The sequence below is a fragment of the Limnobaculum allomyrinae genome (assembly GCF_016649425.1).
In the GTDB taxonomy this organism is placed as follows: Bacteria; Pseudomonadota; Gammaproteobacteria; order Enterobacterales; family Enterobacteriaceae; genus Limnobaculum; species Limnobaculum allomyrinae.
Window position 1 is genome coordinate 15,971 of sequence record NZ_JADRCR010000017.1, and the last position, 26,645, is coordinate 42,615.

Annotated in this window: 30 protein-coding genes and 1 rRNA gene; 18 read left to right on the forward strand and 13 right to left on the reverse strand. The window is 46.1% G+C overall.

Features of this window, described 5'->3' with window-relative positions; genetic code table 11:
* Positions 1-11 precede the first annotated feature (11 nt).
* The 9 genes from terL to I2494_RS19560 all read right to left on the reverse strand — a co-directional run bounded on the left by terL (position 12) and on the right by I2494_RS19560 (position 7,065).
* Complete coding sequence (gene terL, locus I2494_RS19525) at positions 12-1,535, reverse strand: phage terminase large subunit (protein WP_218468612.1); 1,524 nt, start codon at positions 1,533-1,535, stop codon at positions 12-14.
* Positions 1,465-2,091 carry a terminase small subunit gene (locus I2494_RS19530; protein WP_218468613.1) on the reverse strand — a complete coding sequence of 209 codons (627 nt, stop codon included), beginning with the start codon at positions 2,089-2,091 and terminating at the stop codon, positions 1,465-1,467. Before I2494_RS19530 ends, terL begins: the two co-directional genes overlap by 71 nt.
* 4 nt (positions 2,092-2,095) lie before the next feature.
* Complete coding sequence (gene lysC / locus I2494_RS20745) at positions 2,096-2,305, reverse strand: Rz1-like lysis system protein LysC (RefSeq protein WP_407657932.1); 210 nt, start codon at positions 2,303-2,305, stop codon at positions 2,096-2,098.
* A complete protein-coding gene (locus tag I2494_RS19535; protein WP_228351030.1) occupies positions 2,238-2,420 on the reverse strand; it encodes a hypothetical protein in 183 nt (60 codons plus the stop codon). The genes lysC and I2494_RS19535 overlap by 68 nt, the downstream gene beginning before the upstream one ends.
* A gap of 188 nt (positions 2,421-2,608) precedes the next feature.
* The gene (locus I2494_RS19540; protein WP_218468615.1) at positions 2,609-3,034 is read right to left on the reverse strand and encodes a lysozyme; all 426 of its coding nucleotides are present in this window, start codon (positions 3,032-3,034) and stop codon (positions 2,609-2,611) included.
* Positions 3,009-3,383: a phage holin, lambda family gene (locus I2494_RS19545; protein WP_218468616.1), complete on the reverse strand. Its 375-nt coding sequence runs from the start codon at positions 3,381-3,383 to the stop codon at positions 3,009-3,011. The genes I2494_RS19540 and I2494_RS19545 overlap by 26 nt, the downstream gene beginning before the upstream one ends.
* A 323-nt stretch (positions 3,384-3,706) precedes the next feature.
* Positions 3,707-4,129 (reverse strand): antiterminator Q family protein, encoded by a 423-nt coding sequence (locus I2494_RS19550; protein ID WP_218468617.1) that lies wholly within the window; start codon positions 4,127-4,129, stop codon positions 3,707-3,709.
* 446 nt (positions 4,130-4,575) lie between these two features.
* On the reverse strand, positions 4,576-6,843 hold the full coding sequence (locus I2494_RS19555) for a DUF5906 domain-containing protein (protein ID WP_228351031.1): 2,268 nt from the start codon (positions 6,841-6,843) through the stop codon (positions 4,576-4,578).
* 3 nt (positions 6,844-6,846) lie between these two features.
* Entirely contained in the window at positions 6,847-7,065 is a 219-nt protein-coding gene (locus I2494_RS19560) for a helix-turn-helix transcriptional regulator (RefSeq protein ID WP_218468619.1), read from the reverse strand.
* Positions 7,066-7,193: 128 nt separating this feature from the next.
* On the opposite strand from I2494_RS19560, the gene I2494_RS19565 reads away from it, so the two are divergent.
* The 13 genes from I2494_RS19565 to I2494_RS19620 all read left to right on the forward strand — a co-directional run bounded on the left by I2494_RS19565 (position 7,194) and on the right by I2494_RS19620 (position 17,960).
* A complete protein-coding gene (locus I2494_RS19565; protein WP_218468620.1) occupies positions 7,194-7,868 on the forward strand; it encodes a S24 family peptidase in 675 nt (224 codons plus the stop codon).
* Positions 7,869-8,333: 465 nt separating this feature from the next.
* Positions 8,334-9,218, forward strand: coding sequence for a hypothetical protein (locus I2494_RS19570; RefSeq protein ID WP_228351032.1), 885 nt, complete (start codon positions 8,334-8,336; stop codon positions 9,216-9,218).
* A 3-nt stretch (positions 9,219-9,221) separates the two neighbouring features.
* A complete protein-coding gene (locus I2494_RS19575; protein ID WP_218468622.1) occupies positions 9,222-9,980 on the forward strand; it encodes a hypothetical protein in 759 nt (252 codons plus the stop codon).
* Between the two features lie 2 nt (positions 9,981-9,982).
* On the forward strand, positions 9,983-11,281 hold the full coding sequence (locus I2494_RS19580) for a DUF2800 domain-containing protein (RefSeq protein WP_218468623.1): 1,299 nt from the start codon (positions 9,983-9,985) through the stop codon (positions 11,279-11,281).
* A gap of 16 nt (positions 11,282-11,297) precedes the next feature.
* Positions 11,298-11,846 (forward strand): DUF2815 family protein, encoded by a 549-nt coding sequence (locus I2494_RS19585; RefSeq protein WP_218468624.1) that lies wholly within the window; start codon positions 11,298-11,300, stop codon positions 11,844-11,846.
* Between the two features lie 46 nt (positions 11,847-11,892).
* Positions 11,893-12,519: an Nmad5 family putative nucleotide modification protein gene (locus tag I2494_RS19590; protein ID WP_218468625.1), complete on the forward strand. Its 627-nt coding sequence runs from the start codon at positions 11,893-11,895 to the stop codon at positions 12,517-12,519.
* A 102-nt stretch (positions 12,520-12,621) separates the two neighbouring features.
* Positions 12,622-14,721 (forward strand): DNA polymerase, encoded by a 2,100-nt coding sequence (locus I2494_RS19595; RefSeq protein ID WP_218468626.1) that lies wholly within the window; start codon positions 12,622-12,624, stop codon positions 14,719-14,721.
* Positions 14,722-14,852: 131 nt separating this feature from the next.
* On the forward strand, positions 14,853-15,095 hold the full coding sequence (locus I2494_RS20750; RefSeq protein ID WP_407657933.1) for a S24 family peptidase: 243 nt from the start codon (positions 14,853-14,855) through the stop codon (positions 15,093-15,095).
* 56 nt (positions 15,096-15,151) lie between these two features.
* Positions 15,152-15,367: an ANR family transcriptional regulator gene (locus I2494_RS19600; RefSeq protein ID WP_218468627.1), complete on the forward strand. Its 216-nt coding sequence runs from the start codon at positions 15,152-15,154 to the stop codon at positions 15,365-15,367.
* Positions 15,364-15,654, forward strand: a complete 291-nt coding sequence (locus I2494_RS19605; RefSeq protein WP_218468628.1) for a DUF4406 domain-containing protein — start codon at positions 15,364-15,366, stop codon at positions 15,652-15,654. The genes I2494_RS19600 and I2494_RS19605 overlap by 4 nt, the downstream gene beginning before the upstream one ends.
* Positions 15,651-15,920 carry a VRR-NUC domain-containing protein gene (locus I2494_RS19610; RefSeq protein ID WP_218468629.1) on the forward strand — a complete coding sequence of 90 codons (270 nt, stop codon included), beginning with the start codon at positions 15,651-15,653 and terminating at the stop codon, positions 15,918-15,920. Before I2494_RS19605 ends, I2494_RS19610 begins: the two co-directional genes overlap by 4 nt.
* Positions 15,917-16,534: a SprT-like domain-containing protein gene (locus tag I2494_RS19615; protein WP_218468630.1), complete on the forward strand. Its 618-nt coding sequence runs from the start codon at positions 15,917-15,919 to the stop codon at positions 16,532-16,534. The genes I2494_RS19610 and I2494_RS19615 overlap by 4 nt, the downstream gene beginning before the upstream one ends.
* Positions 16,535-16,565: 31 nt before the next feature.
* Positions 16,566-17,960, forward strand: a complete 1,395-nt coding sequence (locus tag I2494_RS19620; protein ID WP_218468631.1) for a DEAD/DEAH box helicase — start codon at positions 16,566-16,568, stop codon at positions 17,958-17,960.
* Positions 17,961-18,156: 196 nt separating this feature from the next.
* Here I2494_RS19620 and I2494_RS19625 read toward each other — a convergent pair whose 3' ends face one another.
* Entirely contained in the window at positions 18,157-19,554 is a 1,398-nt protein-coding gene (locus tag I2494_RS19625) for a site-specific integrase (protein ID WP_218468632.1), read from the reverse strand.
* A gap of 202 nt (positions 19,555-19,756) precedes the next feature.
* On the opposite strand from I2494_RS19625, the gene I2494_RS19630 reads away from it, so the two are divergent.
* Positions 19,757-20,017 carry a YfhL family 4Fe-4S dicluster ferredoxin gene (locus tag I2494_RS19630; RefSeq protein WP_218468633.1) on the forward strand — a complete coding sequence of 87 codons (261 nt, stop codon included), beginning with the start codon at positions 19,757-19,759 and terminating at the stop codon, positions 20,015-20,017.
* A 72-nt stretch (positions 20,018-20,089) separates the two neighbouring features.
* On the opposite strand, the gene I2494_RS19635 is transcribed toward I2494_RS19630, so the two are convergent.
* Positions 20,090-21,133, reverse strand: a complete 1,044-nt coding sequence (locus I2494_RS19635) for a tRNA/rRNA methyltransferase (protein ID WP_218468634.1) — start codon at positions 21,131-21,133, stop codon at positions 20,090-20,092.
* A 181-nt stretch (positions 21,134-21,314) separates the two neighbouring features.
* On the opposite strand from I2494_RS19635, the gene trxC reads away from it, so the two are divergent.
* The 4 genes from trxC to I2494_RS19655 all read left to right on the forward strand — a co-directional run bounded on the left by trxC (position 21,315) and on the right by I2494_RS19655 (position 25,141).
* Complete coding sequence (gene trxC, locus I2494_RS19640) at positions 21,315-21,746, forward strand: thioredoxin TrxC (protein ID WP_218468635.1); 432 nt, start codon at positions 21,315-21,317, stop codon at positions 21,744-21,746.
* Positions 21,747-21,868: 122 nt separating this feature from the next.
* The gene (locus I2494_RS19645) at positions 21,869-22,609 is read left to right on the forward strand and encodes a tRNA-uridine aminocarboxypropyltransferase (protein ID WP_218468636.1); all 741 of its coding nucleotides are present in this window, start codon (positions 21,869-21,871) and stop codon (positions 22,607-22,609) included.
* 207 nt (positions 22,610-22,816) lie between these two features.
* Positions 22,817-24,172 (forward strand): CDP-diacylglycerol--serine O-phosphatidyltransferase, encoded by a 1,356-nt coding sequence (gene pssA / locus I2494_RS19650; protein ID WP_218468641.1) that lies wholly within the window; start codon positions 22,817-22,819, stop codon positions 24,170-24,172.
* 207 nt (positions 24,173-24,379) lie between these two features.
* Complete coding sequence (locus I2494_RS19655; RefSeq protein WP_218468637.1) at positions 24,380-25,141, forward strand: transporter substrate-binding domain-containing protein; 762 nt, start codon at positions 24,380-24,382, stop codon at positions 25,139-25,141.
* A 55-nt stretch (positions 25,142-25,196) separates the two neighbouring features.
* Here the strand turns inward: I2494_RS19655 and I2494_RS19660 are convergent, their stop codons facing one another.
* Positions 25,197-25,793, reverse strand: a complete 597-nt coding sequence (locus I2494_RS19660) for a hypothetical protein (protein ID WP_218468638.1) — start codon at positions 25,791-25,793, stop codon at positions 25,197-25,199.
* A 717-nt stretch (positions 25,794-26,510) separates the two neighbouring features.
* Positions 26,511-26,626: ribosomal RNA gene (gene rrf, locus I2494_RS19665) — 5S ribosomal RNA — on the reverse strand.
* Positions 26,627-26,645 lie beyond the last annotated feature (19 nt).

Below are 26,645 nucleotides of genomic sequence, written 5' to 3' on the forward strand. Positions count from 1 at the left end.
TTTTGGGTAAGTTACTGTCTTCCGATTGCCGCCCAGATATTAAGTTCTCCTGACTTCATGTCCGCAATAGCGTCCATCATTGGGTCTAGCTGGTCGTCGTGGGTATTGAATTCAGCTGTTATACCTTCCATCTCAACTAAAAAATCGTTAACCCAATCCGATTCCGCCGGTAGGAAAACGTAACCAGATTCGATATAACCTTGAACATCCAGCAGGCGAGTGTATTTATCTTTATCCCGCTGAATAGGAGTGATAGGGCAGAAAGCTTCTGATCTGATATCTTGAATAAGGCCGGTGCCGGATGATTTATCTTCGACTTTCATTGAGATGACAGCCCCACAATCCGTTCTTGCTTTGCATTTCACCCAAAAAGCAACTGCTCTTCGTTTCAGCTCCTTCGACTCCCATTTACCGCGTATCATGTCTATTAAATACAGTCGGCCATCTTCGCCAAGACCCCAAAACTCAAATACCGAGTAATCGTTGGCCTCTTTGGTTTTTTGTGCAGTATCCGCATACACAGAACTCCACTTGATAGGGGGCAAAATCTTATACTCACCAAACCATGTTGACTTGATAAGCCCCCCACCTTTGGCTGTTGGCCGCTGCTGATACAGAGCATTCCAGACAAGGGAACCTCTTTGCTTACATTTATCAACAAAAGCTTGAGGCATACGTTCGGGAAATAACAAATCACCAGGATTTCGTAGGTGGTACTTTTTACCATTTAACTCATGAGTCTCTACCTGTTCCGCTTCCATCGGGAAACTAACAACACGCCATTTCTCGCCCCCCTCATCTGCTAACTTTAGAAGTTGCCCAGCAAGATCATCTTTGTGCCATCTGGTTAGAATTATGATAATTCCATTAATTTTGGGATCAGCTCGGGTAAAAAACGTAGTGTCATACCAATCAAGTACCGCTTCTTGGTAAGCAACTGATGAAGCTGTTTTATAGTCTTTCGCCGGGTCGTCAATAATACCTATATTCATCCCCTGCCCGGTGATACCGCCATTAACACCCGCGGCACGATAAGCCCCGCCAAGTAAGTCACCATCCGCCCCAACTAATTCCCACAATTCAGCAGTGCGAATAGCGCCACCAGCAACCGTGCGTATATTTTTGCCATTTAGGTGGACATTCGGGAATACATCATGATATTTAGCGGAATCAACAATACGTTGTGTATCTCGTGACATTCGATTGGCTAAATCCGCAGAATATGAACATGATATGACATTCCAATCAGGGTGCTTACCTAACGCATACGCAGGAAACCGACGTGATGCAATTTCACTTTTACCTGACCTTGGTGGCGCAAAAATCATCAGCCGTGGCATTTTTCCGTCTTCAGCATCTTTTAAAAATTGATCTAATTCCGCACACAATAAAGCATTAAACCAACCAAACTCGTATTTGGGGTATGTGTAGAGAGTAAAATCTTTTAAAGATTCCGAGGCCTTACTAATCGCCCTTTTCTTGAATGCTTCCAGCGTTTGTCTGTTTCTCGCTGAGTTGGTCTGTGTCACGACCATAACCTAACTCCCGTAGGCGATCTTCTAATGCCTCATCACTGATGTCGGAAACTTCAATAGGGCCGCCGTCTGGACCCGTGAGTTCATTTTTAACGTTTTCTCTAAACGCTTGAACACTGATATGCTTACCCAGTAATTCAAGATTCTTGACTTTGTCAGGCCATTTTATTTTTTTCAGTATGACATCTAGATCTTCCTTAGAAGCCAAATTAATCAGGTCAATGCCTTGGATCGTCAGGCGCCAAACCGCTGGCCATTCGGACACGTTCTTTATACTCATGTCTTCGTGCAGAATGTCCGCCACGTCCATCTGATCAATCTCATACAGACGTAACAACACATAGTTAGCGTCGATACCTAACGTCTTAATCCGATCGCTTTTGAGTATATTTATTCTTTCAAGTACATCAGGTTCCTGTAGTAAACAAGGGCCTTTACTGTACGCTGTTTTGGGGCTGTACCCCGCACGAATAGCCGCCGGCCCAGCTTTTAAATCAATAATGTATTCGTGGCAAAACAGCTCTTTACGCGCTGGGAGCTTTTTTACCTTGTCCATGTAGTTACCTTAATGCCTCTATCTTCTCTATTGCTGATATCTGGCTATTGCACTGCTCAATGACTGCGAAGAGTTCGGCAATGTAGCCGGGATAATCACCGTAATGTTGCACCTGATAATCAGGCACCAGACACGGTTTAAAGAGGCTAGTTGGAACCGGTAGCGGCGGCGTTGATTTCGGCGGCGCGTTCGCGCAGCCGCTGAGTAACAGCATCAGGCACGCGCACGCCAGCGCATGGAGAACCGACCTGTGCCGCTTTAAGCTGCCGTTGTAGCTCTGCGGTGCGTTTATCGCCGGCTTGCTTTTGTTCTGCGACACTGTCAAGCACTCCTTGTATCTGCCCGTACTGCTTGCGTATGTTTGCTGCGTCGGCCTGTGCTTCGCCCAAAGCTGCGATAGTTTGCTGCTTATCGTTCCGTAACTGTGCAACCTCGTTGCTCAGCCAGCGGCAATACATCAGCAACGCAACAATGCACAACACGCTCAGACCTGCGCTAATAAGTTTTGATGTGATGCTCATGATTCGAAGATCTTCTTTTCAGCCCTGCGGCGGCGCTCTAATCCCGCGAGTCGTTTACCGTTGGCGTATACCCAGCGGCTAAACTCATTTGCCGCACCGGCGAAGTCACGGGCGTTAATCTTGCGTAACATCGTGGAATTGCTGAACGCCCGTGTACCGACGTTAAAGACAAACGATACCAATGCGTCAAACTGGCCTTGTGTTAGTGGCACTTTCACTAACCGGGTGATGTCCTGCTCAAACTTGATTACATCACCCTTAAGGAAGCGTTCCGCCTGATCTGCACTTATCAAATCGCCGCGTTTAACACCATCTGTGTGGCCGTAGCCTATTGTCCAGACATCAGCCGGGCAGAGATACGCACCCAGCCGCAACGACTCAAACGCTTTGATAGTATTAATTCCCACCTGACTGGTTATCACTGCCGCCCCCTGTGCGCCGCGCTATAACTGCGTCGATTACTTTGCCGATGGTCTTCGTACCCATTGAGCCGATAATCACACCGGCAAGTACGGCCATAGATTTGGGCAGGCCGAAGTACTCCAGGGTGGTAATCACCCCCAGGCTGAACAGCGCACACATAGAAGACTCATAGAATGAATCTTTCAGCGTATCGCCTGCGCGTTGCGTCTTAAATGCGGACATAAGGAAACCAGCGGCAACGCCGGTTATGGCGGCGGCATTGCTGTTTAGCCAGTTAGCTACGTCCGTCCAAAAGTTGAGATCTTTTTCAGGCATTTCCATTGGTCCATACCCCCGAACGGGAGACATAAAAAAGCCCCGCACGATGGCGAGGCTATGGAGAGGATTATTTAGCGGATAAGTTCGCTATTTAACATAATGGTCATTTTCCGCACCACGATTTTAGGGTTCGTCATAAAATCGTGGTGAGTGGCGCAAAATAACAAGTTATCTCGTCGATTCTGTGTAGTTTTGAGCTACAACATTCTATTAACATTTCGCGGGTATTGGTGTTCGGGTAATTTGGCTATCGTAGCCCTCGTTTTACCGACTTATCCCAGAAAAGCAAAAAGGCCCCCGTCGATTTGGGAGCCCTTTATTGAAGATATAAATTGCATGTACAATTTTAGATGCTAAAAGATTAGCACATGTTTTTGGCCGTCCGCAAGCATTTTCGGTAAGGAGATTTCAGGATCCATATCAAGCCTTACCGCCATCGCTACCAAACACCCCGATAAAAACTCCTCAGAAGCCCGCAGGGAGCTGGTAATGTTAAATCTAGGCATGTCCATAGCCTCCGCGATAAATCGCGTGGTATGCCCTCCTATGAACCTTTGGCCTAGTATCAAAATATCTTCTACAGGGCGTACCATGCTCATGTGCGCAATGCAGGTATCAATCACCAGCCCGTCTTCGTCAGAACACACAGGCTTACCGGATGCCGGTTTATATCCAGGGATAACCGACAGCGCGGGCCAGTCAACCAGCGAGCAGTACTCATCACTTGCCGCCCACCGGCCCCAGCGTTCTAAAACTTGTTGAATATCTCTGCGCATTAGTCTGGCCTCTACGTTTTGCTACTACTGGAATTTTAGTTACCCATAAACCCGGGTGCTGGTTTGTCCTAGATATCGATAAGTGCTGCTTCTTAGTCGCATAGTCTTACGCCTCAACTTTTCTCAACTTTGTAAAAATTCACGCAATTGCTTTTGACACAGTGGTTTCGCTGCTGTGTCATTGCTGTGTCAGCCTGTAAGCCGCGCCGTTACTGGTTTAGTGCCGTTTTTGAAGCAGTGACACACTAAAACGCCTAAACCACATATACATATATATATGTGTATATATGCGTGACATGTATACATATACTTTTATTCCTATACGCTTTAATTAGATATTTAGTGTGTCACTGTGTCATTTCTTTTTTATCTACTGATTTATCTATAATTTTGATGGCACACAGCCCTGTTTTTACTGTGTCATTCACTGTGTCACTGTGTCATTCCTAAAAACCACTTTGTAATTTTTCGCAGGTTTCCATTGCCGTTTTAATGTCGTTGTTACTTAACTTGTTATTTTTTACCAATAACCAAGGGCGAACCTGTACCCCGTTAACCCGCGGTTGATACGTTAACCATTGTGCTGAACTGTTCTGCAGTACCTTTTTTGCGACGCCTTCGTCTAAAATAAAGTCAATCCCTCCGCGTTGGCGTAGCTCATAAAAAATTTGGTGTTGGGCCATTGCGGGATATGGAGGATCGGATAGCAGCTCTAATAACAGCTTTTCAGTATCAGTTTGGTTACTTTCGATCATTTCCCGCCGCGCTGGGGTATCAAAAGAGCGCTTCCAATTGAATGATGAGAGATCCATTTGAATTAAATAGCTGTACACCTGCGCTAAAAACGTATGGTCGTTTAAGGCACCATACAAGCGGTCGTAATACTTAGCGTTCTTAGGTTCGTCGGGACCTGAAAATACGTTTATCCGTCGGTCTTCTTGCGGAATGACCAGGGCGTCGGTGTGATTGGTCATCATGAAAAAATTGGTGAAAACATCGATAGTGCCTTTGGCACCGTATTTAAGGTTCACCTCCAGCCGCTTCTCTGTCAGTATGCTGCGGATACTCGCGTTAATAGAAAACCGGTTTTTACCCCCTTCTTTCGACTCTTCTACGCTACACATAAGCGATTGATTAAGGCAGTTACCAAAACTACCGGTAGCCAAGTCCTCCAACTCGGTTTTGGTACAATTCCATGCCCCGAGTAGCGCTTCCATCAATTCCACAATCCAACCGCGGCCCGTGCCTTGAGTCTTGGCCACAAGCAGCGGAGTAACCTTACACCGGGTTTCAGGTCGCTGCAGCGTAAACGCCATCCACTGAATGAACCAATTGCGTTCGACCTCAACCGGCAAGATATAGGCCATGTGATCGAGGAAAACGCCGAGCTGGTCGATGCTTTCGGTTAACGTAAATTCGGGCATGTAAAAGGTATTAATCCAGTTCAGCCCATAAGTATCAGTAATCAGCCGTTCTTGACCAGGTAGATACTTACTCCCTCTTGCCGTTTTACGTAGCGGGTGAGATAACCATTTATTGCTTACTGCGACATCGACAAAGGTTTTGCCCTTTGCCTCTACGATCTGGATGTTGGCGGTAGTGCGAGAAAACTCGGTGTATTTAAGAACTCCGTGCTGCGGAGGTAGTAATAAATCGCAAACTAAATCCCCTTCCGCTATCTGAATATACCTTGCTAAGAAGTGGCCTACTTTATCGGTTTCCAGCGCAGGGATATCCTGCTCTTCCGATATGGTCAAAGGCTCCAGATCGTCAAAATCATCATGACGAAAACCTATTTGATTCAGATAATCGCCATCGTTACGATGCGCACAACTGGCGTGTAGACATTTGAAATGACCTAACTCAAAACCCGCGGTACCGGCAGGAAAATAAACTGTAGAGGTAGGATCCGATAACCCGCTATGGCCATCTTCAAACGGACACCGAATATAACGCTCACCACTAGAACCGAAATCCAACGTCCAATTGTTGGCGTCCAGATATTCAGATACTTCGTCGGTGGCATTAGGTGTAAAAGTGCTTCGGTCACGTAAGCGACTTATACCGACTTCGGTCGAAGACTCCACCGGCAGTACTTCCGCCAGCGCAGACCAGAAGACCTCCAACTGTTCTGGCGTGATAACAGATGGCTCGTCAGGTAAACCGCCATCCCATTCAATACGGGCGCCGCTTGGGTGGGTACCCGCTATAACAGCCTGCTGACCGTCCGCCAGTAATTCAATAATTCCGTTATCATCACTCAACCGGTGGATACGTTTACGGTATTCGCCCACGATAGCCAACAAGTAAAGACACTTATTACTGTTCACCCGGTACCGACGCGGGGGTAGTTCTCCGAAATGAGTAAGTAATAATGTTTGTACAACATCCTGAATATCAGGCGATTCGCTATCACAATCCAACGCTAACCAGCCTTTACCCATACGAGAGCAGATACCGTAATCATTCTCTTGGCTCCAGCGTTCAATATTAGCGTCGCTTATTTCGCGTTTAGTCCAGTTGGCCAGGCCAACAACTTGACGGTTGCCGTTGTAATGGCTTGGGGTTTTACCTAAAGCCTTTAGTTTACTGTCAGGAGATAGCGGCGCGTCGGGGTTACATACGACAGGTAACAGGTCATGAGTACGCCCTAGTACCAAATCGAAATGAAACCATTCCTCCGGTGTCGCACCCCATTGTTTGATCTGCGACATGCCCTACTCCCTACCGTCGTTTTCGGTCCACGAATCCACCTCTAAGAATAAAGTTTCTAGCGCAGTAACAACGGAGACACGTAAATCAGTGGATCTACCCGTCAGAATTCTGCTTATTGAAGCCTGACTGATGCCGGTTTTATTCTGTATATCGACTTGGGTAAGCCCCGCGTTAATTAAGAACTGCACAATTTCCCGCGGTGTATAGCCTTGCTCTTGCATTTTTGTATCCTCTCGGCCATTAAATTCAATACTGGATTTAATAATAATTCAGAATTGAATTCAAAGCTAGAGTAATATATTCAAAACAGAATATTCATTTTAGGATAGACACTCTAAAGGGCTTGATCATGGACAAAACAACAGAGCAGCTTATTAAGAACATTAATCTTTTGATGCATAAACGCGGCATAACCAACGTTACCGAACTGGCAAAAAATAGTCGTATTCCGCAGCCGACGATGCATCGATTAATGGCAGGTGAAATAAAAGATCCTAAATATGCTCTGTTAAAACGTATCGCTAGCTTTTTTAAAGTTACTGTCCAGGATATCGCTGAGCAGGATTTATCCCACGCACAGCTAGAACAAAACGTTAGTAACAACCCTGAGAAAGTGAATTTCAAACAGGTACCCGTTGTCGGCGGCGCCCAGTTAGGTAATGGCGGTCACTGGGTTAACATGCAGTATCCCGTTGGCCATGGTGACGGTTATATCAACTGGCCAACCCGCGATCCGGATGCCTTTGCACTACGTTGTTCAGGCGATTCGATGAAACCACGTATAAAAGATGGCGAGTATGTCGTAGTAGAACCTAACCACGGATACCTACCAGGCGATGAGGTGTTAGTTATAACTAGAGATGAGCAAGTTATGGTTAAAACCTTTTTATATGAGAGGGATAGCGAAATCATGGTTATGTCCGTAAATGAAGAACACCTTCCTATTAGGTTCGCCCTTAGTGAAATAGAATGCATCCAGTACGTTGCAGGTATCGCAAAATCCTCCCTGTATGTAGATAACTAAAATACCCCAATAAATTCAATACCGACTTTTTAGTTGGTATTTTTTTACAAATATAAATTCATTATTGAATTGACATTGCATTCGCTCGCGCGTATAAATTCAATATTGAATTATAAATAAATTCAAAAAAGCAAAGCATAGTCGAACGGCGCGACTTTAAACCATGCGTCGGGACGTGGCGGGGCAGGATGCCGGCAATACGTATCAGTTTATAACAGAAGGTCTTGGTATCAGGGCCTTCGATTATAAAAACCGAACACATAAATTCGCTCTGTACTCACAGGGCTTTCACATACCAAGAAAGGTCATCCAGCTAATGAAACCCGAAAACTTCCACAGGTTAACCGGTACGGATGTGCTTCGTTACCGGCGCCAACGCACATTTGATCTAGTCACCGTTCTGGCCTACGCCACGGTAGCGGGCCTGATTGTATCCATTCTACTTATCACTGTAAGGACTCTGTAATGCAAATAACTAAAGAACAAGTTAAGTCGTGGGACGCCTGCACATCTGGCTATCGTTGGTTCCTTGAAAAATTTCCCCAAGGCGGCGCATACGCCGACGTTCACCAAGCACTGACGAAAGACAAACGTTTTGATGATGCATCTTGGTTAGTTAACCAGATGTACGACACCTTCCTAAACGAGCCGGGGTTCGTTAAAGCAGAAACTGCCGCAACCGACTTAATGGTCGAAGACCTGAACAGCATGGAGCACCCAACCGATCAGACCGAAGGAGAAGGTAGCTCCGGTGAAGGGGCGCGAATCGGTAGCTCCGGTGACTGGGCGCAAATCGGTAGCTCCGGTGACGGGGCGCGAATCGGTAGCTCCGGTGACTGGGCGCAAATCGGTAGCTCCGGTGACGGGGCGCGAATCGGTAGCTCCGGTGTCAGGGCGCGAATCGGTAGCTCCGGTGTCAGGGCGCAAATCGGTAGCTCCGGTGACTGGGCGCGAATCGGTAGCTCCGGTGACTGGGCGCAAATCGGTAGCTCCGGTGACTGGGCGCAAATCGGTAGCTCCGGTGTCAGGGCGCGAATCGGTAGCTCCGGTGTCAGGGCGCAAATCGGTAGCTCCGGTGACTGGGCGCAAATCGGTAGCTCCGGTGACTGGGCGCGAATCGGTAGCTCCGGTGACTGGGCGCAAATCAACGCTACTGGAGAAAATGCAGTAGTTGCAGCGGCGGGATCTGTTTCACGCATCGTGTTAGGTGAAGGTGGCTGCGCAGCTATTCCGTATAACGATGGTGATCGTATTCGCTTTGCAATCGCCTACGTAGGCGAAAACGGCATTATGGCCAACACCCCGTATTACATCAATGACGAAGGCCAATTCGTTCAAATTGAGGAATAAGACATGAGCTTAGAATTAGCTATTACCGAAAATACCGAAGTTATGCGCCAACTCATCGCTGTAATGCAAAACGTCGGTAGTACAGGGGTTTTTACCCCGAACGAGAAGCCAGTACATAAAACGGTGGAAGTTACCGAGGTAACTATCGCGGTTGAAAGTGATAAAAAACCAGATATCGAAGCGTTAGACCGCGCAAAAATTATCGCTCTTGCACTTCTGTACGGTGAGAACGCTACCGACCTAACGACCGAGAAGCTAGCCGCGGTAGATGAGTTTGTCACAGCCGAAAGCGGTAGCGAACTTTCCGATAAGTCCGACGCCCTATATATGGCGCTTGCGGGGGTCGAACCGTCGAAACACTTACTAAAACCAGTACTACTCAACCTGTGTATTCAGATGTTCAAGCATTGGGATGCTATACCAGATATCGCATCCCGCCGCGCGTACGCTGATTTATTACTCCGTACCCCGCAAGACGAGCGTTCAAGCGTTAAGCCTAAAGTGAAAAAGGCCGATAAAGTAAATAAGGAGATTAAGGAAGATAAACCTCCGGTAGCAGATACCTCCTTAACCACTACCGAAGAAGATCCTAAAGCCATCTTTGATACCGCTTCCTCTTTAATTCTTAAACTGGCCAAAGGTGGGTACCGTAGTGAAGCGGTGGAAATTCTGGCCACGTTCGGCGCAACTAAGTTAGGTCAGGTCCCCGCAGATAAATTGCCAGAGGTTATTACGCTGGCTGAAAAAGCGTTGGAGGGGTAATCATGCCAGACTCACACGCAAGATTATCGCCCTCTTCCGCCCATCGGTGGATGCGCTGTGAGGGAAGCCTAGCATTAGAAGCGGGTTGCGAAGACAAAGGATCACCTTTCGCCGTTGAAGGTACCGCCGCACATGCGTTAGCTGAAATAGTATTAAGCAACCGGCTAGATGCATCACTAGTGGGAGTTGAATTAACGGGTGGGCAACAAGCATCCGATTACATCGGTACCTACCCGCTAAAAGATGCCGGCACGCCACAGGTCACCGAGGAAATGGCCGAATTTGTACAGGTCTATGTTGATACTGTTTGGGAACTAGCGAAGGGACACGAACTCCTTATCGAGCAACGTGTCGATTTCTCCAACGTGGTTGATGTACCCGATCAGTTCGGTACCGCGGACGCCATCATTATCAAAGGTACTGAACTACAGGTTCACGACTTGAAATTTGGTCGTGGGGTAAAAGTTGATGCCGAAGAGAATGAACAGCTCCAACTTTATGCCTTGGGAGCTTTAGAACATTTCGAGCTGATTGCGGATTTCGAAACGGTTCGAATGTTCATCCACCAGCCCCGCCTCTATCACGTATCCGAATGGGTAATATCTGTTGCTCAGTTACGAGCCTTTGGAGAACGGGCAAAAGAAGCTGCGACCAAGGCGCTTATCGCGGCGGCAATCGTTGAGTGTGAAGGAGCAAATTCACTACCGGCGGATGCATTCACCCCAGGTACAAAACAATGTTGGTTTTGTAAGGCTAAGGCTAACGCGTCATGTGATGCTTTAAAGCAACACAACCTGAACACCGCTAAAGGCGATTTTGTCGACCTAACCCAACCATTAGCGCCGCAGTTAGAAGGTATAAAAGAACAGGTTAGTACCCACGATAACACCCGATTAGGGGAATTATTGGGCCAACTCGATTTAATCGAGAGTTGGTGTAGTGCGGTCCGCGCTAAAGCCAATAATGAACTCAATCAGGGGTACTCAGTGCCCGGCTACAAACTAGTAACCGGTAAGCAAGGTAACCGAGCTTGGAACGATGAAGAGATCGCCCGAGCGCTGTTAAAAGACCAGTTCCGATATAAAAATGAAGAAGTTTTTAACTTCAAACTAATCAGTCCAACCCAGGCAGAAAAACTGATTAAAAAAGCCAGCCCCCGCCGCTGGCCAAAAGTGGAAGCCCTTATCTCTCGTGCCGAGGGTAAAAATACCCTGGTACCGGAATCCGATCCACGCCCCGCAGTCATTATTAATCCAGTAAACGACTTTGATGATATCGAAGCCGCGGAATCCCTCATTTAATTAAAAGGTATAAATCATGAAAGTAAAATTAAACAACGTCCGAATGGCCTTCCCTGCTTTGTTCGAACCAAAAACAGTAAACGGTGAAGGTGAACCCCGTTTTAGCGCTGCGTTTATCTTTGCGCCGGACCATCCTTGTGTTGCTGAAATTGAGTCAGCCATCGAGCAAGTAGCGAAAGAAAAATGGGGACCTAAAGCGGAGGGCGTCCTTAAATCCCTGCGTACCGGTTTAAAAGTTTGCCTACACAACGGTGATGAAAAATCAGAGTACGAAGGCTACCCCGGCAATATGTTCATTTCTGCCAGCAATAAAGCCCGTCCTTTAGTTGTCGATCGTGACCGTTCAGTGCTAACCGCAGCAGACGGAAAACCCTACGCGGGCTGCTACGTCAACGTAACGCTGGATATCTGGGCGATGGATAACAACTTTGGTAAACGCATTAATGCGTCGCTGGGCGGTGTTCAGTTCCTACGTGATGGCGATGCTTTCGCGGGCGGTGGTGTAGCGTCAGAAGACGATTTCGACGACGTAAGCGAAGGCGCGGACGCTGAGTCTTTAGTTTAACTAATACCCCCGCCACTGTGCGGGGAGTTTTTTAAAGGTAACCAACATGGCCTACACCACATTAACTCGGGCGTTAAAGAACGCCATAATTGACAATGCAGTAATAAAGGCAGGTATCCCCCGCAGAAAGGCCAAGTTAAGAGCCGCGCGGGCTGATTGGGCGGAACGTGTTCGAGTTGAAGCCCTAGGTGGGGTACAAGTAGAACCCGACATAATGCAGCAAATAGCGGTAATAAACGCAAAGATAAAGCTCCTGCCGAGGGGACTACTTTCGGGTTACGCCTTCGTAAATAAGCGTGAGTGTATTTATCTTAATTTAGCGGGACAAACCCTCAATGCCTATTTCAACGGTAACTACAAGGGATATGAAAACCCGCACGAATGCGTACTTAAAATCACCCTGCAAGAATACACACTAACCGCAGACAACCCGTTAGTAGATGAGTTTTACGCATTTGATCCGGAATATAAAGCTATTCACGATCATGAAAAAACCATACGTATGAATGTAGAGGCTACTCTTTGCCAAGTGCGTACTGTCAAACGCCTTATTGAAGAATGGCCCGAAGCCGTCGAGTTACTACCTAAAGAAGAGGCAAAAGCGATGGACCTGCCCGCTATACGCAGAGAAACGCTAAACGAGCTCGTAGGCCTTCCATCTGAAACAACCTGAACCCCGTAAGATAAAACAGCCCCCGTGTCACCTCACGGGGTATCTGCTTAAAACGTATTTTCAGTGCGCTTTAAACAGATACCCGAATTAAAGGATCTCCCCATGCATCAAAAACTCTGGTTCGACTCCGAAACTTTTTGCGAAGTACCCATTACAAACGGCACCCACGCGTATGCGGAACAAGTCGAAGTGATGATTATCACTTATGCCTTAGACGATGAGCCCGTTAAAACATGGGATGTCACCAGCGGCAAACCCATGCCCGCCGATTTAAAAGCTGCATTAGCCGATGAAACGATACTTATCTACGCTCAGAACTCGCATTTTGATAGAACGGTGATGCGTCATGCCATGCCTAATGTTATCGCGGGAGGCGTTGAGCGTTGGCGGGATACGATGGTTAAGGCGCTCGCGCATGGTCTTCCTGGAGGGCTTGGTATTTTGTGTGAGGTACTGAACATCGACCAGGACAAAGCCAAGGATAAAGAAGGTAAAGCGTTAATACAGCTTTTCTGCAAACCCCGCCCTAAAAACTCAGTTATCAGGCGGGCCACCAGCAAAACCCACCCGGAAGAATGGCGCCGGTTTTTATCATACGCAGGGCTAGATATTGAGGCAATGCGGGCGATTGATAGGAAATTGCCTAACTGGAACTATCAAGGGGTGGAACTGGCGCTATGGCATCGCGACCAGCAGATTAACGACCGTGGTGTATGTGTCGATGTTCAACTCGCCCATGCGGCTATCGAAGCCGTAGAGATCGAACAGAAGCGGTTAGCAAAACGTACGCAGGATATTACCAACGACGAAGTACAGGCCGCCACCCAACGCGATGCACTGTTAAAACATATTGCCAGTTCATTTGGGATAGAACTGCCCGATATGCAAAAAAGCACATTGGAGCGCCGAATTAACGATCCTGATATCCCGATCGGCTTGCGTGAGCTTCTTATTATCCGGCTGCAAGCCAGCACAACCAGCACCAGCAAATATAAAACGTTAGTGAAAGGTGTTAGCGAAGATGGACGATTGAGGGGAACACTTCAATTTTGTGGCGCCAGCAGGACGGGTCGCTGGGCGGGTAGATTATTCCAGCCTCAGAACTTACCTAGGCCTATGCTACCACAAAAAGTTATTGATGACGGTATCGAAGCGCTAAAAGCGGGATGTGCAGACCTGCTTTACGATGATGTGATGCAACTCACCAGCTCCGCCCTACGTGGCTGCATAATGGCCCCTCCGGGTAAAAAACTGGTGATATCTGATCTTTCCAATATAGAAGGCCGTGTACTTGCTTGGTTGGCGGGGGAGGAATGGAAGTTACAGGCCTTTAGGGGTTACGACACTATCATCGGCACGGATGAAAAAGGTAAAGCAATCCGAAAAGGGCCCGACCTGTATAAACTGGCCTATGCACGGGCATTTAATATATCACCCGACGAAGTAACAAAAGACCAACGACAAATCGGTAAGGTCATGGAATTAGGCCTTGGTTACGGCGGCGGTGTCGCTGCGTTTTTAACATTTGCGCTTACTTATGGCTTAGATCTCGATGCGCTGGCCGACGCTGCGCTACCTAATATTTCACTAGATATTCAGCGAGAAGCCCAACGATGGTACAAAGCCTCAGTTGAACAGAAAAAGACATATGGTCTATCTCAACGGGTTTTTATTACCTGCGATTCACTTAAACGTATGTGGCGTAACGCGCACCCTGAAACAACATCGTTTTGGTATGACTTAGAGAACGCCGTAAAACGTGCTATTGCATCGCCTGGTAATACTTTCGTTTGTCGTAAATTGAAGGTACGCAGGGATAAGGCTTGGTTACGTGTAGTTCTTCCCTCCGGTCGTGCACTCTGCTATCCCGCCCCGCGGGTAGACAACAGCCAGATAAGCTATATGGGTGTAAACCCTTACTCACGTAAATGGCAAAGACTGAAAACCTATAGCGGAAAGCTAGCGGAGAACGCGACTCAGGCAGCCGCGCGGGATGTTTTAGCCGGTAATATGCCGTTGGTTGAGGATAACGGTTATCTCATTGACCTTACCGTACACGATGAAATCATCGCCGAAGCGCCGGATACAGCTGAATACTCACATCAACACCTTAGTGAATTACTCGCTAATAATCCCGCATGGGCTTTAGACCTTCCGCTTAATGCTGGCGGGTTTGAAACCCAACACTATCGTAAGGACTAATAACGTGAATGAAGAAACTTACGCCCTCCCATTTCGACGCTATACACTGCGAAAAATGGGAGTAGAAGCCCGCTACGCAAGGGTAATTAGAGCTATCGGAAATAGTATGGCTCCGTGGATTCGCTCCGTGGATTCGCTCCGGTGATGTTGTCGCTATCGATACAAATAATACGACAATTGAAAGCGGTCATTTATATGCAGTTCAGGAAGCGGGTTTAATCCGCGTTCGTAAACTCCACATAATGAAAGATGTAGGTGTATGCGTTGAGTGCTTTAACTGTAGTGAGTACCCGCTGGAAGGCTTAACCTATGTTGATTTTAACGAGCGATTTACTGTAATAGGTCGGGTGTTTTGGTCTTCAAGGCTTTGGTAAACCTCAACTAACCCCACTACCAGCTTATACTCAGTTTTCCCCTAGGAATAAATAATATGACATTTAAATATCATGACAGCCCATTGTATTTTCGGGCTGCGCGGGATGCTGCGCAAATTGAACGTGAAGGCGATTATCAACGTGCCGCCAAGGTTTGGATTAAAGCGCTGCGATTATCCCGCAGTGTTGATAACCAACTCTGGTGCGAACGGCGATCTGACTTCTGTTTATCTCAAATCCCACGGGAAAAATATAAGGCGGTAGCGGTATGAAAATATACATCGCGGGCCCGATGAGCGGGCGACCTAATTTTAATCGCCCTGCATTTTATGACGCTGCGAAGGATTTAACCGACCAAGGTTATATCGTTCTCAACCCCGCAACCTTACCGAATGGCCTGACCGAAAAAGCATATATGGACATAGGTATTGCGATGCTACTGAACGCAGACACTATTTATCTTTTAAACGGTTGGAAAGCCTCCGCGGGAGCCCTCGCAGAATTAGCGCTAGCCGAAAAGATCGGACTGGTAGTCATTTATCAAGGTGAAAGCGGATGAGTTACCAGCGCGAAAGCACAATAGAAAACCATCTTGTTAAACAGGTTAAGGCCGCCGGCGGTATCGCCTATAAATTTATCTCACCTGGTCGCCGGTCGGTACCAGACCGGATCGTGATATTGCCGGGCGGTCGTGTTGTTTTTGTTGAATGTAAAGCGCCAGGGCAAAAACCACGACCGGAGCAAGAACGGGAACACAAACGGCTTAGGTCTCTCGGCGTTAGAGTCGTGGTTTTAGATAGTACTAATCTGGAGGGCATATTGTGACTACAAAAGCTAGAACCCGCGAAGAGTGGCTGAATAATGCAATATTATTACTCGACCCCGTTTTTGAAAATTTAGGCGCCCCACTCCCCGCAAAAATACGTGTGGCTATTGGCTTCCCCTCAGGAGGGCTTCGGGGGAAATCAGTTGGTGAATGTTGGGATCCTAGCGTATCCCGTGACGGCTGTTATGAAATATTTATACGACCAGATTACGAGTATCCCGAACCCCGAGAGAATTACGATATTCAAATTCTCGCCACCTTAGTACATGAGTTAATCCATGCGGCTTTAGGTCTCAAAGAAGGCCATGGCACCCGATTTAGGCGGATGGCTAAAACTCTAAGTTTAGAGGGCAAAGCTACGGCAACCTACGCCGGCGAATCCTTCTCGGAATTCATCAAACCTATTGTAGAAAAGATCGGCACAATGCCCCATGCGTTAATGCTCACGGATAAAGATACGAGTAAATCATCCCGCCCTAAGAAGCAGAAAGCTCGATATTTAAAATGTATCTGCGCGGAATGCGGCTACACCGTCCGCGCGGTACGTAAATGGTTAGATATCGGCGCACCGCATTGCCCTTTACATGGTGAAATGGGATTAGAAGATAGTTAGCCACATATTAAATTTTAATGGGGTATCAAAAATGCCTAAACATTTCACCCCCCGCCCTTACCAAAATCTCATTATCGACCACGCCCTAAACCAGCCCCGCAGTAATATTTGGGCTGGCATGGGGATGGGGAAAACAGTAGCAACCCTCACCACACTAGAAGACCTCTATATGTGCGGTGAAGAAACCCGCCCGGCGTTAGTACTTGCCCCGCTTCGTGTTGCGCGATCGACATGGCCGGATGAAGTCGAAAAATGGGACCATTTTCGTAATATCGAAATGCAGCCTATTGTCGGTACGGTAAAGGAACGGCTTGCGGCCCTGCAGAATACCAATGCGAGCGTGTACACGACTAACTACGATAATTTGGTTTGGCTTGTAGAAACACTGGGCGACCGCTGGCCCTTTGCTACTGTTATCGCAGATGAAAGCACCCGGCTAAAATCATTTCGCTTACGACAAGGTGGAAAGCGTGCAGCAGCGCTGGCTAAAGTTGCTCATAAACACGTTCACAGATGGGTAAATCTAACGGGTACCCCAGCGCCTAACGGCTTAGTTGATCTATGGGGTCAGGCTTGGTTTATCGATCAGGGGCAGCGTTTAGGCCGCACATTTGGCGCATTCACTTCGCGCTGGTTTAACAGCATACAAATACCGGGGCAGCAGTGGTCGAAACTGGAGCCCTTTCCATTTGCACAAGAACAGATGCAGGCAGCCCTCGCAGACGTCACGATCTCTTTAGATGCCGCAGATTGGTTCGATATTGAAGAACCTATCCATAACGTTATCAAAGTTCAGATGCCCGCAAAAGCCCGCCAGCAATACCAAGACATGGAAAAACAAATGTTTTTGGAATTGGACGGAATGGACATAGAAGCGCAGAACGCCGCCGCAAAGACGGTGAAATGCCTGCAAATTGCCAGCGGCGCAATCTATACCGATGATAAAGGTACATGGTCAGAAATTCACGACGCAAAAATACAGGCCCTAGAGAGCATAATTAACGAATCGGGCGGTATGCCGGTGTTAGTCGCTTATCACTTCAAAAGTGACCTGGCTCGACTGCTAAAGGCATTCTCTAAGGGTAAACAGCTTGATTCAGACCCACAGACTTTACGCGACTGGAACGCGGGAAAGATACCGGTTTTATTCGCGCACCCCGCCAGCGCAGGCCACGGTCTGAATATGCAGGACGGCAGCAACATACTGGTGTTTTTCTCGCACTGGTGGGATTTGGAACAGTACCAACAAATTATTGAACGTATCGGCCCCACCCGCCAAATACAGGCGGGACATAACAGGCCGGTATGGATACACCATATTATTGCCGCAGACACGGTAGACGAACTTGTTATGCAGCGGCGCAACTCAAAACGCGAAGTGCAAGATATCTTGCTCGAGGCTATGAAAAGTAAGGGCTTAAAATGAGCACACAACAAGCTAAAGATCTAATGACTCCAGCGGAGGTTGCAGTGTTGTTGCGTATAACAACAAAAACGCTACGCGACTGGAACATAAACCATCGACACCGGAAAATACTATCACCTATCCGTTTCACTCATAAAAACGTCAAATATGAGCGTAGTAACGTTATGGCGTTTATAGATAAGTGCCGTAGTGATTGCTAACCCCTGCGTTTAATTAACGCCACCTGAGCCATAATACTGGCCTCGTGTGCCTCAAAAGCAATACGTTTTAACTTCATTTCTTCTTGTGTGATCTCATCTGAAAAATCGTAGTGCTCCCCCATTGGATCGTCTTTCCTGTCCGAGTGGTGCATACATAACTGACTAATTTCCCTAGCATCAGAACGGGAAAAACCCCGCGCTCGCATCTGTATAATCACATTACTTTTTAAAAACTTCCTGCACATGGTGTTAAACGCGCCGGCACTACCTTTAACAGTACCGGCATGTTTAACTCCTTTCACCGCATCCTCGGGGCTGTAAGTCTTAATCAGCTTATCGAGCGACCGTTTAGCAAATGGCATGGAAGGATTGCGCGGCTGTAAAAATACATATTCTTTATTACAGTCCGGTACCGAATCCCTCCATGCTTTTTGTTCTTCCAAAATTTGCCGCATTTCTACCGTAACGGGTAACCTAAACTCTTTTTGCGTCTTCATAGCTCCCCGCATACCCATAACCCCCGCCGGATACACGATCTCGCTTAAATCTTCAGCAACAAAATCCCAACTTAAATTATTGATATTAACTGGTCTAACACCGGTTAATATCATTGCACGTACTGCATTTTTTTGGTGTATCGATGAGCAAGCCGCTACGTTAATCCATAATGCCGCTATTGACTCGATATCGGTATACAGGCGCGTAGGCATCGGGCGTTGCACGCGTGAGGAAATGTAATCATCCGGAAGGCTGGCAGCTACATTCCGCCCGTTACAAAATTTAGGCGCACCAAACTTCCACAACCGGCGTAGTTCCGCAAATAGTTCTATGGCCTGATTATTAGATTTAGAAGATACCCACATATCAAGCACATTGATTAAATCGTTATAACTTATATCGCTAAATATGGTTCGTTCACTGAAAGACTCGGCTACCCGCCGCGTACGGCAACAGTAAGTTTCATAGCTGTTTTGGCCTAACTTACCTCGCGTTACCTTACCGGCTAAATCATTCTCATATAGCGTAATAACTTGCTGTACCGACTCCGCTTTTAACCCTTCCGATGCCATGTCGCTGGCTCTTTCCCGTGCGATCTGCACGGCCATTTCCGGCCATTCCCCCAGTTTACGCCCTTTCAGCCCCATCACTTTGGGAAACTCAGCATAAAAAGTAACTTTACCGGCTTTGCTAAAATCGATACGTAAATAGCTATCTTTTTCGTATTTAGATCGGCGAGGTTTTCCCGAATGTAATAGAATAGTTTTAGCGGCAGTAACACAGATTTTAATATCTTGGCTCGTATAAGGGGGTTTACAACTATCCCACTTAGCCGATGCGTTCATTAATTCGCCGTTATCGGGGTTTGGTTCACTCTGTGTTACGTTACGCGACATTGAAAACCTCATTAAAACTACAGGCTCACACACTATACATTTTTAATACGTAAAAAAGGCTTGTGTTGCTGTTTTGTGTTACTGATATGGGTTTTTCAATGTATTATATACTGGTTAAATATACAAGGTGTGCGTGAGTGTGCGGCATTCGAAAGGTTATCAACCAACTGATATTAAAGGGCATTTTAGGCAAGATATTGAAATGGCATTATTAATTACAAAGCGCTGTATCAACTGTGACATGTGCGAACCAGAGTGTCCAAATCAGGCAATTGCTATGGGTGCAGAGATTTATGAAATAAATCCTGACCTTTGCACTGAATGTATCGGTCACTATGATGAACCAACCTGCATGAAAGTCTGCCCGATTGATAACACCATCATTCATGACCCTGCACATAAAGAGAGTAATGAGCAGCTATGGGATAAGTTCGTGTTACTGCATCATTCAGATAAACTTTGATCTATCGACATCTCAGCCAGCAATAAAAAAGAGCGCAATGCGCTCTTTTTTAGTTTTGATGTTCAATCGCCATTAGCGAGAGGCGTTTTGGCGCCACCACTCTGCCAGTAAAATACCGGTAGCAACAGAAACGTTCAAGCTCTCGACGTTGCCGGTTCCGGCAATCGAAACGCTTACATCACTTTGCTTCATGGTTACATCTGACAGGCCATCACGCTCTTCGCCCAGCACCAATACGGTTTTTGCCGGTAAAACAGCCTCTGATAACGGTGTTCCCTTATGACTGGAAGTAGTCACAATGGTATAACCCGCCCGACGGAACAAATCTAATGCCTGAGGGAAATCATCAATACCGATAGCGGTTAAATGTTCTGCACCACCTTCTGCGGTACGAATGGCTGCACCAGATTCAAGCATATCAGGGTCGCGCAGCAGAACGCCTTTCACACCAAAGTGAGCACAAGATCGCATCATACCGCCCAGGTTATGTGGGTTTCCTACGTTTTCTAACGCCAGTACACAATCGCTTTTCCCGGCTTTCGCCAAATAATCCGCCACGGTTAAACCGCCGCGTTTCTTAATCAGGAAGCAAACGCCACCGTGATGCTCAGTGCCCGATACGCGAATAAGCTCTTCTTCATCAACCACATGGTAAGCTTTACGGTTAGCCGCCATCCAACGCAGAGCTTCGCGGAATCTTGGGGTTACCGACTGGATGAAATAGGCGCGAACGATAGCATCAGGACGACTTTGGAACAGTGCCTGACAAGCATTTTCGCCATACACTTTGGTTTCTTCTTCACGTTGGCGACGCAATTGAGCCGGATCGATCTGACTTTTGCCGCTAATTCCACCGTGGTCAAAAGGTTCTGGCTCACTGACATCTTGCAGCTTCGCTTGCCATGGAGAGCGAGGCGGTTTTTCATTGGCACTACGAACCGGACGATGCGGAAGATCTTTATCTCCCCAACGTGCATTTTTATCACCCCGATCGTTACTTCTGTTTGCCGGGCGCTTTTTATCTGAGCGACGGTTATTCTTATCATCTTTGTTGTCGTCACCGCGGACGTACATTACTTTAACTTTGCCGTTCTTACCGCTAAAAGAGTCATTCATACCTATATCTCCACTTCCACATCGCATCCGGCGCGCAGATTACCTGATGTTATGTCGGTAAGCCACCATCATCTGCCAAAAGTCTAAATCTATTATAACTATCGATGAAATCACATTGTTGATAGTTAATCATTTGTACATAATAAGTGAAATCAATGTGTAATTTCACTGAGGTAACAGCATGAATACCCTTTGTCCTTCTTGTCTGACTACAAATCGAATCCCTGAAGATCGTATTCAGGAAGATGCAAAATGTGGCCGCTGTGGACATGAGCTTTTCGATGGCGAAGTAATTAACGCTAGCCAAGCTTCTTTTGATTCATTATTAAATGACGACCTTCCTGTAGTCGTCGATTTCTGGGCTCCATGGTGCGGCCCGTGCGTCAACTTTGCCCCAATCTTTGAAGATGTCGCTCAGGAAAGGGAAAGAGAAGTCCGCTTTGTAAAAGTCGACACCGAAGCCGAACAGGAACTGAGTGCTCGTTTTGGCATCCGTAGTATACCTACCATTATGGTATTCAAGAAGGGACAACGTATAGATATGTTGAACGGAGCCCTTCCAAAAGCCTCTTTTGACCAATGGTTGAGTGAAGTTTTAGCTAAAAATAGTTAGCACTCTGCGGTAAATCTGAAGGTTTCGCTAAAAAATTATCCCAGGGGCGCTGAATACGATATCATGCGCCCCTTTATTATTTATCGACTTTAATCCCAACAGATTATCTCAGGTTACCTCTTATGGCTTCTGACATTGCATCCCCTTCTCTTCCTGACAATGCTGTTTTACAGTTGAGGGAACAGCGGCTTGCTCAATCCACTCGGCCTTTCCGCGCCAGAGGATGCAGGGTCATTCGTTGCCATCGTTGTCTGCTGCCTCGAGTCCATTGTTTGTGCCACTCTTTTTCAGCGACTATTGCCGAAAGTACTTTTTGTCTGTTGATGTACGATACAGAACCGCTAAAGCCAAGTAATACCGGTCGTCTGATTGCTGATATATTGCCTGACACTAAAGCATTTCTCTGGTCACGCACCAATATTGATCCTCAGCTATTAGCTCTGTTATCCAGTCCGGATTATCAACCTTATGTTATCTTTCCGGCCTCTTATTCATCACCTGACCGGGTTGTTACTCGCGTTGAAAAACAGAGTAATAAGCGCCCGCTATTTATCATTCTGGACGGCACCTGGACAGAAGCCAGAAAAATGTTTCGCAAAAGCCCCTATCTGGATCGCTTTCCTGTACTTTCTATAGATAACGATCAGAGCTCAGGTTACCAATTGCGGGAAGCCAGCCGTAAAGAGCAACTTTGCACCGCTGAAGTCGCTATTCAAATTTTGCATCAGGTAGGTGAATCACATGCTTCAGAAGGCCTTGAGCATTATTTTGATGATTTTCGTCAACGTTATCTTGCTGGTAAGGCAAACCGTTCACTGGAAAGTTTTATCGCTTTTTCAGCTGGAGAAACCGATAAAAGTTAGAATGTGTAGTTTTAAATATTATTAAGTATCAATTAGTTGAAATCTCTACTGGTGAAAATCTGTTATATCAGCGACAGTTTTGCAATATTAGCGCGGTTTTTTAGTCACAATCTTAGCTAGTGGTGGTAGTATTACCGGATCCAACTGATAATCAATATGCACGTTATGGCCTGTTGCCATAACCCAACAAGAGAAGAATGCTTTGTGATGTTGTCATCATTTAAACGAAAGAAATCTCAACAACACCTTGCACAACTGCCGAAAATTTCCCAGCGGATTGATGATATTAAAATATTATCAACACCAGGTGATTATCGTTCTACTTTACTTGACTTGATTAGTCGCGCAGAACAACGCATATACCTGATCGCGCTTTATCTTGAGCATGATGATGCAGGTATCGATATTTTATCTGCGATTTATCAGGCCAAAATGCGTCGCCCTGAGTTAGAGGTCGCTATATTAGTAGACTGGCATCGTGCTCAACGGGGTCGAATTGGTGCAGCCGCAGAAAGTACCAATGCTGATTGGTACTGTAAAATGGCTGAACAGCATCCTGGAGTAGAAGTACCTGTCTATGGTGTTCCGGTTAATACTCGCGAAGCGCTGGGTGTGCTGCACTTAAAAGGCAGCATTATCGATAATACCGTTGCCTACACTGGTGCCAGCGTCAATGACGTTTATCTACATCGACACGATAAATATCGTTATGACCGCTATCAGTTCATTACCAATGCCTCATTAGCGGATAGCATGATCGCTTATGTCAAACAGTTCCTGTTACCAGCAGAAGCGGTGCGCAATTTAGATTGCCAGAACCGGCCTCGCGGTCAGGAAATTAAAAATGACATTAAAAAATTCAGACAGAGCTTGCGTGTTCATGGTTATGAGTTTGAAAACAGCGCTACCAATGAAGAACTCTCCGTCGCCCCATTCGTTGGCTTAGGTCGTCATAGTCCATTAAATAAAGTCATCGATCGGCTGATGAACAGTACAGAGCACAAACTAACGTTATGTACTCCTTATTTCAATTTACCTGCACCATTAGTGAAAAATATCATTTCATTATTACGTCAGGGTAAGAAAGTTGAAATTATCGTTGGTGATAAAACTGCTAACGACTTTTATATTCCTGAAGACCAGCCGTTCAAAATTATTGGTGCTCTGCCCTATCTGTATGAAATTAATCTTCGTCGCTTTGTTACACGATTACAGCGCTATGTAGACCAGGGTCTGCTAACCGTTCGTTTGTGGAAAGATGAAGATAACACTTATCATCTGAAAGGCATGTGGGTTGACGATGAGTGGCAGCTCATTACCGGTAATAATCTAAACCCACGGGCTTGGCACTTGGATCTGGAAAATGCGATTTTGATCCACGACCCTCAGGGAGAGTTGAAAGAAGCGCGCCAGCATGAACTGGAATGTATTCGCACACATACTTTTGTGGTTAATCACTATCAGCAACTGCAAAGTATTCAATTCTATCCGGTCAAAATACGTAAGCTAATTCGTCGATTACGACGTATTCGTATCGATAAGCTAATTAGTCGTATTCTGTAACTCTAAAAAGCCCCGAAATTCGGGGCTTTTTAATACACCAAAAACATCCTTTCTGCCTCTCTTCATTTTGTATTGTATTTACCCTTCAGTACGATATTTCTTACCCTTTTGAAAAACACACCTTTAAGTAATTTTCTTGTCTTTTGCTGGTGTTTTGTTGGGGATTGATGTTAATTAATAACACACATCAAACCACAAGGATAAAAAATGAAGTTCAAATTATTGGTTGGTACCGCATTAATCCTGAGCTGCTTACAGGTTCAGGCTCGTACTATGGACGCAATTCAACAGTCAGGAACACTCAAAGTGGGTGTTCCGGGTGACTACGCTCCGCTGGCGTATCGCAATGCTTCAGGCGCACTTGAAGGCTATGATATCGATATGGCTAATGCATTAGGTAAATCATTAAATCTGAAAGTAGATTTTGTCATTACCAGTTGGCCAACTTTGTCAGACGATCTGGCTGCAGACAAATTTGATGTTGCCATGGGTGGTGTTACGGAAACAGCAAAACGTAAAGCAGAATTTGGATTAACCAAGCCAATTGTAGCCAACGGAAAAATTGCTTTAGCCAGCTGTTCTGTTGCCAAAGAATTACCTGACTTAGAAAAGATCGATCAACCTAAAGTTAAAGTCGTTGTTAACCCAGGTGGCACCAACCAAACCTTCGTAGATAGTCACATCAAAAAAGCACAAATAATTCGAGTTAAAGATAACTTTGATAATCTACAGGCACTGAGAGATAAAACAGCAGACATCATGGTAACCGATCTGATCGAAGGCGATTACTATCAGAATAAAGAACCAAACGTACTTTGTATGGCGACAGAAAAGCCTTTCTCTGGTACCGAGAGCCATAAGGTATATATGGTTAAAAAAGATAATACCAAGCTGCTGGAGAGTATTAATACCTGGTTGCAGGGAGAAACTAAATCCCAGCTGGCAAAACAGTGGAAAATTCGCGAGTAAGTGGTAGCAATTTCTCCATAAGCCCTAACCAGCGAATTGATTAGGGCTTTTAAAACTAAGCGCTGCAATCGCTGGAAACACGGTCTAAAACGGTTAAATACCAGCGTTGGTTAAAATGTCCCAAATGAAAAACTAACTCTTCACCATCATTTGATGCCAATACTATTCTACGACTTACAGACTCAAGCTTTTTCAAATCAGCAAACTCCTTATCGCTCATATCTGTCATTTCATGCAGTTTCAAAAAAGCGGCCGTTTCAGACAAGAGATGGTCATTGCCTGTTTTTCCTACTGATAAACCAGTTGGACTCCAACGCTCAGTATCACAATCAAATATAGCAGCAGTCTTATATCGGGTAATCTTGCTATTTGCTCTAATAAGCTTTTCAGATAAAACCTCATAGGGCAGATATTCCGGAACCGGCTGTTTAAAATCAAACTGAGATAATTGCTCATATTGGTATGGAATACCGCGTTTATACACAATATAAATACCAATATCTTTATTAATGAGAGAGTTGATTATTTGAGTATCTTGCAAATGAAAACCAAGTAATACTTTTTGAACAATCTCTTCAAAAGATGAATTTGTTGAGGCAATAGAGGTACAGGAAAAGAGAAGTGCATACAGGGCGACAAAAAATGTTCTCATACTTCATAATCCTTTAAATCAAGCACTCGTTTTTATATCACATAAAGTAAAAAACTCAGTCTTTCAGTTAAGATAGTTTTTCCTGATTAGAACCTGACAAATTGGCTGAAGCGGATATTCCGGCCGTAACCGATATGTGCTTATATCACTTAGGTGCCCGGCCGGTAGCGCTAATCTCTGACTATTTCACTATCTGCATAAAGCGAAAAACCTCAGTCTTTCAGCGGAGGTGGTTTTTCCTTATTCGAACCTGACAAATTGGCTTGAGTGGATATTCCGGCCGTAACCGGTATGTGCTGATATCACTTAGGTGCCCGGCCGGTAGCGCTAATCTCTGACTATTTCACTATCTGCATAAAGCAAAAAACCTCGGTCTTTCGGCGGAGGTAGTTTTTTCTGATTCGAACCTGACAAATTGGCTGGAGCGGATATTCCGGCCGTAACCGGTATGTGCTGATATCACTAACGTGCCCGGCCGGTAGCGCTAATCTCTGACTGTTTCACTATCTGCATAAAGCAAAAAAACCTCGGTCTTTCGGCGGAGGTCGTTTTTTCTGATTAGAGCCTGACAAATTGGCTAGTGCGGATATTCCGGCCGTAACCGGTATGTGCTGATATCACTAAGGTGCCCGGCCGGTAGCGCCGGTCTCTAACTGTTTCACCATCCGCATAAAGCAAAAAACCCCCAGCTTTCGCTGAGGGTTTCTCTTAATTAAAGCCTGGCAGTTTCCTACTCTCGCATGGGGAAGCCCCACACTACCATCGGCGCTACGGCGTTTCACTTCTGAGTTCGGCATGGGGTCAGGTGGGACCACCGCGCTATCGCCGCCAGGCATATTCTGTACATGAACC